General features: G+C 55.1%; 9 protein-coding genes. 1 reads left to right on the top strand and 8 read right to left on the bottom strand.

Going from position 1 to position 12396, the window contains the following annotated elements; translation table 11 throughout:
* Positions 1-18: 18 nt before the first annotated feature.
* The 6 genes from AC5TBW_RS02800 to AC5TBW_RS02775 all read right to left on the bottom strand — a co-directional run bounded on the left by AC5TBW_RS02800 (position 19) and on the right by AC5TBW_RS02775 (position 7023).
* Positions 19-732, bottom strand: coding sequence for an SIR2 family NAD-dependent protein deacylase (locus AC5TBW_RS02800; protein ID WP_495510620.1), 714 nt, complete (start codon positions 730-732; stop codon positions 19-21).
* A gap of 44 nt (positions 733-776) precedes the next feature.
* The gene (aceK, locus tag AC5TBW_RS02795) at positions 777-2537 is read right to left on the bottom strand and encodes a bifunctional isocitrate dehydrogenase kinase/phosphatase (RefSeq protein WP_495510619.1); all 1761 of its coding nucleotides are present in this window, start codon (positions 2535-2537) and stop codon (positions 777-779) included.
* 84 nt (positions 2538-2621) lie between these two features.
* On the bottom strand, positions 2622-3116 hold the full coding sequence (locus tag AC5TBW_RS02790) for a CIA30 family protein (RefSeq protein ID WP_495510618.1): 495 nt from the start codon (positions 3114-3116) through the stop codon (positions 2622-2624).
* Between the two features lie 90 nt (positions 3117-3206).
* Positions 3207-4643 carry an ethanolamine permease gene (eat, locus tag AC5TBW_RS02785; RefSeq protein ID WP_495510617.1) on the bottom strand — a complete coding sequence of 479 codons (1437 nt, stop codon included), beginning with the start codon at positions 4641-4643 and terminating at the stop codon, positions 3207-3209.
* A gap of 126 nt (positions 4644-4769) precedes the next feature.
* Entirely contained in the window at positions 4770-5618 is an 849-nt protein-coding gene (eutC, locus tag AC5TBW_RS02780; protein ID WP_495510616.1) for an ethanolamine ammonia-lyase subunit EutC, read from the bottom strand.
* Complete coding sequence (locus AC5TBW_RS02775) at positions 5608-7023, bottom strand: ethanolamine ammonia-lyase subunit EutB (RefSeq protein ID WP_495510615.1); 1416 nt, start codon at positions 7021-7023, stop codon at positions 5608-5610. Before AC5TBW_RS02775 ends, eutC begins: the two co-directional genes overlap by 11 nt.
* A 210-nt stretch (positions 7024-7233) precedes the next feature.
* Here AC5TBW_RS02775 and AC5TBW_RS02770 point away from each other — a divergent pair, with 210 nt between their 5' ends.
* Entirely contained in the window at positions 7234-8181 is a 948-nt protein-coding gene (locus AC5TBW_RS02770; protein WP_495510614.1) for a helix-turn-helix domain-containing protein, read from the top strand.
* 83 nt (positions 8182-8264) lie between these two features.
* On the opposite strand, the gene mdoH is transcribed toward AC5TBW_RS02770, so the two are convergent.
* Both mdoH and AC5TBW_RS02760 read right to left on the bottom strand, forming a co-directional pair.
* Positions 8265-10784, bottom strand: coding sequence for a glucans biosynthesis glucosyltransferase MdoH (gene mdoH, locus AC5TBW_RS02765; RefSeq protein WP_495510613.1), 2520 nt, complete (start codon positions 10782-10784; stop codon positions 8265-8267).
* Complete coding sequence (locus AC5TBW_RS02760) at positions 10777-12363, bottom strand: glucan biosynthesis protein G (RefSeq protein WP_495510612.1); 1587 nt, start codon at positions 12361-12363, stop codon at positions 10777-10779. The genes mdoH and AC5TBW_RS02760 overlap by 8 nt, the downstream gene beginning before the upstream one ends.
* Between the last annotated feature and the right edge of the window lie 33 nt (positions 12364-12396).

Raw genomic sequence — 12396 nt, 5'->3', positions numbered from 1 at the left:
CGATTCAGTCTCGAATTTTTAAGATAACAGCAAATTACCCTGCTGCTTCCAGCGATTGACCAGCGCCGGAACGCCCTCACCGGCGGTGGTGTTAATCGCCAACACCCCCGGCGGGCTAAGCATATCCGCCTCTGGGTCGACCAAGGCGCAGGGCGTGTCGTAATCAATGTAAGACAGCAGTGATGCCGCAGGCATGACCGCCAACGATGTGCCTACGACCAGCAAGAAGTCAGCCTGACTCACCCATTCGCAGGCGTCTTCAAACAGCGGCACCGACTCGCCAAACCAGACGACGTCAGGCCGTAGCTGGCTACCTTTATCGCAGACATCCCCCAGTTCAATTCCCCCTTTGAGCAGCGGGTAGCGCATACGCTCATCGATCGAGGAGCGTGCTTTTAAAATCTCACCGTGTAGATGTAATACATGGTGGGAGCCTGCCCGCTCGTGTAGGTCATCAATGTTCTGAGTAATGATACTAACGCTAAAACCGTCTTGCTCCAGTGCAGCCAGCGCTTTATGGGCGGCGTTGGGCTTGGCACGGCGGATCTGTTCACGGCGCTGATTATAAAAATCCAATACCTGTTGCGGGTTGCGCCGCCAGGCTTGAGGGGTGGCGACATCTTCGACCGGATGGTTCTCCCACAGGCCGTCGCTGGCGCGAAAGGTTTTAATCCCGCTCTCGGCGCTAATCCCCGAGCCGGTAAATACCACCAAATGCGGGCTTGCTGCCATGTTTACCTCGTCGTTTATGTTCCACCGCACCTTAATATAGAGGCCTAATATACTAGCTGGCCGATACTGCCCGCAAAACGCTGCTTGTTACGGTAAGGATAAACATCGATGACGCGGCCATCGATGATGGCCTGCTGCAGCTCCAGCCAGTAATCGGGGTCGAATAGCTCGGGGTGTTGCGCCATGAACATATCGCGCAGCGCCTTATTGGCGAACATGAAGGGCCCAAACTCTTCTGGAAAAATATCGTTAGGGCCAATGGATAACGTATCGCCCCCCTGGAAGTCATTGCCCTGGGATTTGGGTATATGCCGAAAACGGCACTCGGTGAGATAACAGACTTCATCGTAGTCATAGAAGATCACCCTGCCATGGCGCGTCACGCCAAAGTTTTTAAGCAGCATATCGCCAGGGAAAATATTTGCCGCGGCCATCTGCTTAATGGCATTGCCGTAATCTTTAAGCACCATCTCCTTCTCTGGGTCGCTGCACTGCTCGAGGTAGATATTCAGCGGCGTCATCATGCGCTCGGTATAGCAGTGTTTGATGATGACTTTGTCGTCTCTAAGCACCACCGTGGAGGGCGCCACTTCCAGTAGATGGGCTAAACACTCGGGGGAGAAGTGATCCTGGCGGACGATAAAATTGGAGAACTCCTGAGTGTCCGCCATGCGCCCTACCCGGTCATGGCGCTTCACCAGCCGATACTTTTCGCGCACTACGGCGTGGGTCACGTCTTTAGCCGGGTCGAATTTATCTTTAATGATCTTAAACACGGTGCGAAAGCTGGGCAGTACAAACACCGCCATCACCATGCCGCGCACGCCTGGGGCGATAATAAATTGATCTTCGCGCTTGGCCACTTGGCGGTTCAATGCACGGAAAAATTCAGTTTTACCGTGCTTGAAGAAACCGATTGAGGCATAGAGCTCACCTTCCGGCTTATGCGGCATCAACTGCTGAAGGTAATCGACAAACTCCCTGGGTACCGCTACCTCGACCTGGAAATAGGCACGAGTGAAGGAGAAGATAATCGACACCTCGTCAGTTTCGATCAATACCGTATCCAGGTGCAGGCTGGGATCACCCCCTGTCTGTTCACCAAATCCCTCGCCGTGGAGTACTGGTAGCACCAAAGGCACCTGCTCACCGCCACCCAGGATTCGCCCGACCAAGTAGGCACCTTTGTTGCGGTAAAAGACGCTATTTAGTAGCTCAATTTCAGCATCTTCAGCGTTCAAAATCGTCGCGGGCAAGTGCTGCTGTAAGAAGCTGGCACCTAGGTGGGTATCCTGGTCTATGTCGGCAAAGCGATTATCTAATGGCGCATCGATAAGCGCCCATTTGAGCGCAGCCTGCCAGTCGCCGTTAACCTTATGCCGACGGCATAGTTCAATCCCCGAGCGGTGGGCGGCATCCTCCCGGGAGCTGTAGACGAACATCCACTCGTTGCGAATATGGCGGTGATGGAAAATGGAGCAGAACAGTGAGTTAAAGAAGGTCTCGGCTAGTTCGTAATCAAGTCGGTGGCTGATCAGTTCGGCGTAATGATTGCGTGCCTCGCGCCAGCACTCGCAGTGGGACACCACGTCAGGATCGAAAGTGCGCTTTAAGCGCCCCAAGGTAATATCGATTTTTTCCTGATAGAGATTGATCCTCTCTACCGATGCTTGCTGGGCGTCACGCCAGGCCGCGTCGCGGAAACGGCGACTGGCATCGGCAGTAATCTCTTTAAAGCGCGCACGATACTCATCGAAGCCATGCAAAATCGTCGTCGCCAAGCGGTACGCAGGTGCGTGTTTCACGGGCCGAGCTCCTGATCATTTTTACCAGTTTCGCGTAACGGGAAACTACATGCGAGACGACCTTGGTGGGTAGCCAACATCAAGTTAGCGCAGGGGCTCGATACGGCTAATCTGAAGGCAGAAAGGCCCCGCGGTGCGGTCAGCGATTAAAAAGCCGAGTTGGTGAATCTCGCTTGGCGTTACGGCAGGGGCGTCGCTCAATAGCGTCCCTCGCCGCACCGCTTCAAAGGCGCTCCAGGGGAAATACAGCGTTTCCCAGTTATCCTGAGCAGGCGTAAATTTAACGCGGTATGCTGAAGCATCACCCAGGGAGGTACTTTTAAGGCGCAGTTGGTAGGTGCGACCATCACCCCGCACGGTTAGCGCTATGCCTTGGGCACCCGCTAGTGTGTGTTCAAAATCATTGGGCTCGCGGCGAACAGACGCAAACCCCCCGCCGTTTTCCAGCGACACCTCGCCATGAAAGCGACCTTCGCTGTCAGTAACGCTGAACATGCTTTCGGAAACACCACCCATTACGCCATCATCCACTGCGTACCAGCGCTGCTGTTCGTCAGGATTAGTAAAGGTCAGCGTCATAAGGCCACCTCGTAACGGTTAATAGATAAGAAAAAGCCCCTAGCGTCTTACCGCCAGGGGCTTATCACAGTAGCCTAATCGTTGGCTCGCTTACAGCTTAGCAGCGGCTGCCGGTGCGGGGTCGCTCCCGTCTAGCTCCTCAGGTGAAGCGGACACCAGCGCAAACTCCTCCTCGGCGGTTTTCGCCACCAGATGATTTTTACTGTAGAAGAAGTAGTAGGCCGCCCCGGCGATAAACAGCACGATGGTGTAGTTAAACGCACGGGGGTCAAAGGCGTAGACCCCGGTTAGCGCGATCAGTGACAGTACTAGCGCAATGCCTGACGTTACGACACCACCAGGCGTTTTATACGGACGTGGAAGATCGGGCTGCTGTACGCGCAGCATAATGTGGCTTAGTGCCATCAGCGCATAGGAGATCGTGGCACCGACCACGGCCATGCCCAGCATGAGGTCACCTTCACCACTGAGTGAGACCAAAAAGCCAAATACGCCCGGTACGATCAGCGCCAAATAAGGTACTTTTCGCCCGCTGGTCAGCGATAAGCGCTTAGGCAAATAGCCCGCCCGTGAGAGAGCGAACACCAATCGACTATAGCCATAAATAATCGAAAAGAACGAGGCAATGAGCCCTGCTAACCCCAGTACGTTTACTATCGTAGCCAGGGTTGGATTGCCCGCCGCGTTCAGTGCATCGACCAACGGCACGCCGCTTTGACCAATCATCTCGGCGCCCGCCGCACCGGCCAGGAGCACCACGACTAATAGCGCAGTAAAAAGCAGAAACAGCATCGCCGCGATAATGCCTTTGGGCATATCTCGAGCGGGATCTTTGGCCTCTTCCGCCGCCAGAGGGACGCCTTCCACTGCCAGGAACAACCACATGCCAAACGGCAGCGCCGCCCAAACGCCGTACCAGCCAAACGGCATAAAGGTGCTGGCGCCCGCCGCATCGGTGGGAGCAATATCAAACAGGTTGGCAGCGTCGAAACTGCCAATCAGCGCGACAGCGGTGGCCAGAATAGCGAACACCGCCAGACCGCTAATCACCATCATGACCTTGAGCGCTTCCCCCACGCCTGCCAAGTGAATGCCAATAAACACGGCGTAGAAAATCAGGTAAACCAGCGGGCCGTTAATACCGATTAATGCCTCTACGGCGGCACCGATAAAAATCACAATCGCCGCTGGGGCCAGGGCGTACTCGATCAATACCGCAAGCCCCGTTAGATAACCACCGGCAGGCCCCATTGCTTGGCGGGCAAAGCTATAGCCACCGCCCGCGGCGGGAATCGCCGCGGACATTTCCGCGAGCGACAGCACCAAAGCTAAGTACATCAGCGCCATCAAACAGGCGGCAATCGCAAAGCCACCCCAACCCGCTTCGGCGATGCCAAAGTTCCACCCGGCGAAGTCACCGGAAATGACGTAGGAAACCCCAAGCCCGGCCAGCAGTATCCAGCCAGCGGTGCCTTTGCGCAGCTGGCGTTTTGCCAGATACGCCTGATCAATCGATGGTTGTGTCATCGTTTTGCCCTTTCAGTGTGGAACGAAATCGTCGTCAGCGGCGTGCTGTCATTTACCAACGTTGTTCCATTTTGTTATGTGACTGTTGTTGTTTGATCGTTGTTATAGGTGTCGCTTTTTGGGAAGTTACTCAGCCACCAGGAAGTTACGCGTCGAGCCTGGGGCTGAGTCGCCTTCCAACACATCGTCTTCGCTGCGGTCTTTCAACTTAACGCCAGACAATTTGAGCTGGTGGGCCTCTTTTAAGAGTAGGAAAAAGCGTCTGGCGGCCTCCTCTACTTGCAAACCCGCCGGGCGTACGTTGGAAATACAGTTGCGTCGGTCATCTTTAAGCCCCGGTTCCGGCGCCCAGGTCATGTAAAGCCCTAAGCTATCCGGCGAACTCAGCCCTGGCCGCTCGCCGATCATGACGAGCACGGCGTCGGCATTCAGCAGTGCGCCAATTTCGTCGCCAATCGCCACTCGCCCCTGCTCGACAAACGTCAGTGGTGCTAGCGTCCAATCAGCAGTATCGCTGCTCAGCATCTGATAAAGCGCACTAAGAAACGGCGCGCTATTCTGCTGCACGGCCAACGCAGAAAGCCCATCGACCACGACCACCGCAAGGTCATAGTGCTGCTGGGACGCGGCGGCTTTCTGCAGTTGCTCACGCAGGTATTCACGGCTCTCGTCGTTCAGGCGACGGCCATAGTCGGGCCGCTGCAGATACATAGCGCGATCTTGGGCATGGCTGTGCAGGCGCAGCGGTGCCTCAGACAAATCTAGGGCTTGGGTCAGCTCGTTGGAAAGCGCTTCCACATCCAGCGGACAGTGAACCGCATCCTGCGCTTGGGCATGGGCTAGCTGAAATGCCAGCAGCTTGCTGGTGGGCAGGCTGACCCCTGCGCGCCCCAGGCCAATCCGCGCGTCGGTAAAGGCATTCAGTCTCTCCCAGGGGTTCTCCACCACGATGGGGGATGAAGGATCATGTGCCATGACGCGGCTCCTTGGGCAGATGGCGCAAACTGTTGGCAAAGGCGGCCGGAAGCTGGTCGTTGAGCCGGTGGGAGCTGACATCCTGGAAAATCTGCATCTCTTCAAGCCAACACTCAAACTCCGGCGCAGCTTTTAGCCCCAGCACCCGCCGCGCATAGAGCGCGTCGTGAAACGAAGTCGTCTGGTAATTGAGCATAATGTCGTCGGAGCCGGGGATGCCCATAATGAAATTGCAGCCCGCCACGCCGAGTAGCGTCAGCAGATTATCCATGTCGTTCTGGTCGGCTTCAGCGTGGTTGGTGTAGCAAACGTCGCAGCCCATAGGCACTCCCAGCAGTTTTCCGCAGAAGTGATCCTCAAGCCCCGCGCGGGTGATCTCTTTGCCGTCGAACAGGTACTCGGGGCCGATAAAACCCACCACGGTATTCACCAGCAGTGGATTAAACTTACGTGCCACCGCGTAGGCGCGGGCCTCGCAGGTTTGCTGGTCGAGCCCGTGGTGCGCATCGGCGGAGAGCGAACTGCCCTGGCCGGTTTCAAAATACATCACGTTGCGGCCCACCGTGCCGCGATTGAGCGACTGCGCCGCCGCCTCGGCTTCGGCGAGAGTCCCCAAATCAAAGCCAAAGCTGCGGTTAGTCGCCTCGGTGCCGCCGATCGACTGGAAGACCAGATCGACCGGGGCGCCCTGCTCGATCGCTTCCAGGGTGTTCGTTACGTGGGTAAGCACACAGGATTGGGTAGGGATCTGATACTTCTGGATCACTTCATCCATCAGGCGCATCAGCTTGACGCTCTGGGCAACGTTATCAGTAGCAGGGTTGATGCCAATGACCGCATCGCCGCTGCCATAGAGCAGGCCATCTAAAATACTGGCTGCAATACCGGTCACATCATCGGTGGGATGATTGGGCTGCAGTCGTGTCGAGAGCCGCCCCGGGAGACCAATCGTATTACGAAAGGCGGTGGTGACCTGGCACTTCTTGGCGACCAGAATCAAGTCCTGATTGCGCATCAGCTTGCTGACGGCAGCGGCCATTTCCGGCGTAATGCCCGCTTTCACTCCCGCTAATACTTCGCTAGTAGCGTGATCAGAGAGTAGCCAGTTACGAAAATCGCCTACGGTGAGATGTCGGATGGGGACGAAGGCGTCGGCGTTATGATCATCGATAATCAGCCGGGTGATCTCATCGTCCTCGTAAGGAATCAGGGCCTCATTCAAAAAAGTGGTCAGCGGGAGATCGGCAAGTACCATTTGAGCAATCACGCGCTCTTCGGCACTCTCCGCCATTATTCCAGCCAGCCGGTCGCCGGAACGGGGTGGTGTGGCTTTGGCCATCAGCTCAGCTAGGCTTGCGAAGCGGTAGCTGCGACTCCCCACCGTGGTGTGATAGGACTGCGCCATGGAGCTTTCCTTTTTTACGACTGCTCTTTTAAACGCGCTGACTGCGCGTTGAGGTATAAAACTTGCTTGTTTACACCATAGCGCTATCACTAGAGAGGGAGTATCGAGTTTTGGCAAACCCGTGAATATTTAATAAATTTAAATAAATACAGAAAGTTAAGGCTTTAACACAGCAATAATAAGTGCTTATAACGCCCCTAGGAGAGCCCCATGACCACGCTCGACAGCGCATTTGCACCCAAAAGGTGCGTCCAGGTGGCGTTCGATGCTGATGAGCACGCGCAAAACTTGACGCGCTGGCAGCAGGAGTACGACCAGCTTAGCCCTGGCAGCTTCTATGGTCGTCTGGATGAAGTGGCTTTAGAGACGATGCAGGTGTTTAAGGAGCACACCGGGCAAGCGCTACGCCAGCAGTGTCGGGTGTGGCCAAACTCGCTATGGATCGGTATCCCCACTACTCGACATGGCACACGGATCAATGGTCAATCGCTTTGCGAGGGCGAAGTAATGTGCCGCCCCGGTGGGCGGGATTTTGAACTGGTTACCCCGGAGGACTTCGACATCTATGGGCTGGTGATTCAATTGCCAGCGTTGGCAGAGGCGGCTAAGCGACAAGGGGTGAGCTTGGATACAGGCTGGCACGTCATGCCCCGCCGACAAGCGGCTAAGGAAACGCTCAAGGCCGTCGTGTTTCTTATCGAGCGCCTTTTTACTAGCCAAACGCTGGCTATTGCTAGCCATATCCATCAAGACATTCTGCTGATGGCGCTACTGGAACTCCTGCAAGCCGAACAGCCTAGTGCAGAGCTACCACCCAGCTACGCCCATCGTAAGGAAGTGGTTGACCGGGTAAAGCGCTACGTGGACGAGCACATGGATGGCCCGGTGACGATGGACCAACTTTGCCAGCTGACCCATGTTAGCAGACGCACACTGCAGTACAGCTTTACGGCCATTTTAGGCATTAGCCCGCTGCAGTATTTACGTTTAACGCGGCTCAATCGCGTGCGGAGGGCGCTGCGCTCGGCATCACCCGAGCAGTCGGTTACGGAAATAGCCACTTACTGGGGGTTCTGGCATCTGGGTCAATTCGCCCACGACTATAAGCAGCAGTTTGGTGAGTGCCCATCACATACGCTTAACGCGAATGCATCGTGAGCGAGTACACATGGCGTCAACTCAAGCCAGCCTCTCTCAGCTGGCCTGATTGAATGCATGAGTCATTAGACGCGATAGTAAGCTTAGTTAAAGGTGGGTAGATGCGTGGATTCGCGTCCTGGCAGACCTAGCTCAAACCAACTGCGATGCGCCTTGCTGTCGACCCATAGGCGATAGTGCAGTTGCGACATCATCACCGGGTCATCTAGAAAATCCAACCGCTCCAATCGACTCATCCCTGCTGGCCCCATCAATACGGCGCGAGAAACCCGCTCGGCTCGGCGCCGGCGTATGGGCTCGACATCGTTGTGCCGCGATGTGCCTAAGGCAGTTGCCAACGCATTAGGCACGGGCTCGACCACTACTCGGATAAAAGAGGGTGCCGACATCCCTGTGTTCATGCGGGCAAGTAAGCTCACCATGCGCCGCAGCACCCTTGGCGGCTGCGTTTCTTCAGGAATACGAAACAGACGTTTTTGAAAACTGAGCTGCCCTAGCGAGACACGGCTTGAGAGTGCCGATACCGGGATAGAAAGCATCAAAGCGACGACGATGGGCGAGAGCCACCAAAGAAATGTCGGTTCCATAACGTAAACACCCGCTGCCCACACAGCCCCTATTAGCGTTTGGGTCCAATGCGCGCGGATGGCATCCCTCCACGTCGTGTCACTATTTTCTCGCGAGGGTGAGCGCCATTGAACCGCCCACCCCATCACTGACGTGAGTACAAAGCGCGTGTGAAACAGCATTCTTACCGGCGCTAATAGCATCGAGAATAGCGACTCGAGAACCATGCTCGCCAACACCTTGAGCGGCCCACCAAATTGACGGCTGCCCTTTATCCACACCAGCAGTACGCTGAGCAGTTTCGGCAAGAACAGCAGTAACGCCGTTACACCGAACAGCCCCACCGCTAAGGTGGGATTCCATTGTGGCCAAACAGGAAACAGCATCCCCGGTTCAGGAAAGTAGTTGGGCGTGCTAAAGCTATGCACGGCTAACAATGCGGTAGAAAGGACTAAGAAAAGGCACCATAGCGGCGCTGAAAGGTAAGACATCAAACCGGTCAGGAAGACGGCACGGTGAACGGGATGAATGCCTTGCGAGAAAAACAGCCGGAAGTTCATCAAATTGCCGTGGCACCAGCGCCTGTCGCGATTGAGCTCATCAAGCAGGTTAGGAGGCATTTCTTCATAACTGCCTTCCAATTTGTAGGCAATCCATACCCCCCAACCGGCGCGGCGCATTAGTGCAGCCTCGACAAAATCATGGGATAAAATCTCGCCGGACATTGAGCCTTTACCGGGTAGCGGCGCTAATATGCAGTGCTGCATAAACGGTGCCAGGCGAATGATCGCGTTATGCCCCCAGTAGTGCGACTCACCTAACTGCCAAAAATGTAGCCCTGCGGTAAACAAAGGCCCGTAAACCCGCGTCGCAAACTGCTGCATCCGAGCGTACAAATTGAGGCGTCCGGAAGCCCGTGGCGCCGTTTGGATAATACCAACCTCAGAACGCGCCTCCATCATTTGCACTAGCCGGGTAAGGCACTTGCCACTCATGACGCTATCGGCGTCCAGTACCAACATATAGCGGTAGAGCGCCCCCCAGCGTCGGCAAAAATCGTCTAGGTTACCGCTCTTGCGTTTGACTCGGCGCTGGCGACGGCGATAGTAAACTTGGCCGAAGGCATCCAGGTCACGGCACAGCACCAGCCATGCATAGGTTTCTTGAATGGCAATATCGGCGTCAGACGTATCGCTTAGGATGAAGATATCGAAATGCCGATCATTGCCCGTGCTGCGCAGAGACTCGAGGGTGGCACGCACCCCGGCAAAGACTCTGGCAACATCCTCATTACAGATCGGCACCAACAACGCTGTGCGCGCCTCATCATCAATGGGCTCGTCGCCCACCTCGCTATCAATGGCGTAGCGATCATGACTCCGTAATAGCTGGAAGAACCCCATCAACGCGGTCCAAAACCCAGCGGATACCCAGGCGAATAGCAGCACAAATAAAGACAGGATAGCGATCTCAAGCCACTGCAGGCCTTGGCCGGGGAGTACGGTACGCATCTGATTGGCAGCGATGATGCTTTGGCCAAAAATCAGTACCAGCAAAACCCAACGGCGCCTTCTGGCGACCCACTTCCAAGATGCGGAAGGTGACGCTCTTTTGCGTCGACCAAAATCACCGTTAGCCCAGCGCTTGAAACGTCGCCCAATATTTACGAAAGGATTGGTCGACCACTTTTGGGGGGCCAACGGCGTTCGTTTCATCGGTGGCGCAGTGCGCAACCGCGTAATGCCAGACGTATCCGTTGACAATACCTCTGGGGGTGCTAGCGGTGGCTCTGCGTAGGCAAGCGCTAAGCGTCGACCCACTGATAATGCCGCCGGATCATCTATACCCTGACTCTGCCAATCACTCTCGTCATCACTATCCCCACCCAACGCAGCATGCAGCGACGCCATATCGTGTTGATCAAGATCACCTACTAATAACGTGTAGCGCTGCTTACGATCCTGTGTCTCCAACGCCAATCGTTCTAAATAAAGATCCGTTGACGTTGCCTGCGAGGAAGATATTGTTTCAGCCATTAGCGGGCAGCCTATAGTACCAAGTCTCGGACATTTGCTTGCCATCGAGTAGTAGTTTGGCCCTGATATCTAAAGGCTGGTTGCCATTATTGCGCTTCACGTTAACAAACACACGCCAGCCATTGGTCGCTGGATTATGAACAACACGGCTAGTGGTTAATTCGCCATTTTCGCCAACGCTTGCCTCAACGCTCATGTTTGCACCGCTGCCGATCCCGGCAAGCGAAGACCCGACAAAATCGAGAACGAAAGAGAGTGTACCGTCGGGCTCACGCACTAGGTTATCCCGAATCACCTCTCCCCGTGAGCGACGGGTTTCGTCTACCCACGCAAGTTGAGGATCAAGGTGACGGCTTTCATTGGTTGTGAACGTAAGGCGGTAATCGAACGCCAGTGGTGTTCCCGGCTCATGCGTTTCATCAGCCAGCCACATTGATACGATGTTGTCGTTGGTCTCGTTGTCTGTCGGAATCTGAATCAGCTCAACGCTACCTGCCCCCCATTCGTTTAGTGGCTCAACCCAGGCGCTTGGACGCAGATCATAACGTGCGGCAATATCTTGATAATTGCTAAAATTGTGACCACGTTGCATCAGACCATATCCACGTAACTGTGGGGTGGCGTGTCTATTGATCATTAATCTGGCTGGATTGGCTAGCGGCCGCCACAGCCAGCCATTCTGCGCATCATTGATCAAAAGACCATTCGAGTCATGGATTGCCGGGATATAGTGTAGTGTCGAAGAGGGCTGTTCGGGGCCGTAAAGGTACATGCTGGTGAGCGGCGCTATCCCCAGTTTCTCGACAGATCGGCGCAAATATAGCCGCGATTGAACGTCGACTAAGGTATCTTCTCCGGGGCGTAACACGAAGCGGTAGGCACCGGTAACACTAGGCGAATCAAGCAGAGCGAAAATCGTCAAGTACTGGCTTTCTGGGCTAGGTTCAACGATCCATATCTCGCTAAAGCGCGGGAACTCTTCGCCCGATGGCAACCCCGTATCAACAGCCAGGCCGCGCCCGGAAAGACCATACACCTGCCCTCTGCCAACAGCGCGAAAATAGCTTGCTCCCAGGAATACCATTACCTCATCTTTACGCTCTGTATCTTTGAGCCCATGGTTAATCCTAACGCCGGCAATACCCAAGCCATCGCTACTTTTAACGTCGTCGGAGATATTTAAATCACCGTACGTAAAGTCGTCAGGATTGTAAGCAAAGCCATGAACCTCGCCATCCTGATCAATACTGTTTAATTGGATGGCACTGTCATAATGCATCCCTTCATGGATAAAACTCAGTGTGAAAGGTACGCCTGCCCCGCTCCACACATCGCGATCTCGCTTGTACTGTATTTGCGCATACTGCGCATAGCTGAGTTCTCGCAGCTCACTGGGCAACGATGTTTCTGGGGCACGGTAGCCCTGCTGAGCAAGTTCCTCAGCTCTTCGGGCGACATCATCGAAGCCAAACGCAAAAGCCTCAAGAGGGATACTTCCAACCAGCAGCCCGCCTAGAACGGCTAGTGAAAAAAAGCCTTTGCGGTATGACAGTTTACGTTGCAGGGTCGGTCCACTCATTTAGCTCAATGCTCCTGTACAATCCTTTGACTG

The organism is Vreelandella sp. ssv (assembly GCF_059448525.1).
This window is presented reverse-complemented; position numbering and strand designations above follow the sequence as displayed.

Bases quoted from the DNA above. Each gene is read 5' to 3' on its own strand.
- AC5TBW_RS02760 (WP_495510612.1), bottom strand. From the start codon at position 12,363: ATGAGTGGACCGACCCTGCAACGTAAACTGTCATACCGCAAAGGCTTT.
- AC5TBW_RS02770 (WP_495510614.1), top strand. From the start codon at position 7,234: ATGACCACGCTCGACAGCGCATTTGCACCCAAAAGGTGCGTCCAGGTG.
- eat (WP_495510617.1), bottom strand. From the start codon at position 4,643: ATGACACAACCATCGATTGATCAGGCGTATCTGGCAAAACGCCAGCTG.
- AC5TBW_RS02790 (WP_495510618.1), bottom strand. From the start codon at position 3,116: ATGACGCTGACCTTTACTAATCCTGACGAACAGCAGCGCTGGTACGCA.
- eutC (WP_495510616.1), bottom strand. From the start codon at position 5,618: ATGGCACATGATCCTTCATCCCCCATCGTGGTGGAGAACCCCTGGGAG.
- mdoH (WP_495510613.1), bottom strand. From the start codon at position 10,784: ATGGCTGAAACAATATCTTCCTCGCAGGCAACGTCAACGGATCTTTAT.
- AC5TBW_RS02775 (WP_495510615.1), bottom strand. From the start codon at position 7,023: ATGGCGCAGTCCTATCACACCACGGTGGGGAGTCGCAGCTACCGCTTC.
- AC5TBW_RS02800 (WP_495510620.1), bottom strand. From the start codon at position 732: ATGGCAGCAAGCCCGCATTTGGTGGTATTTACCGGCTCGGGGATTAGC.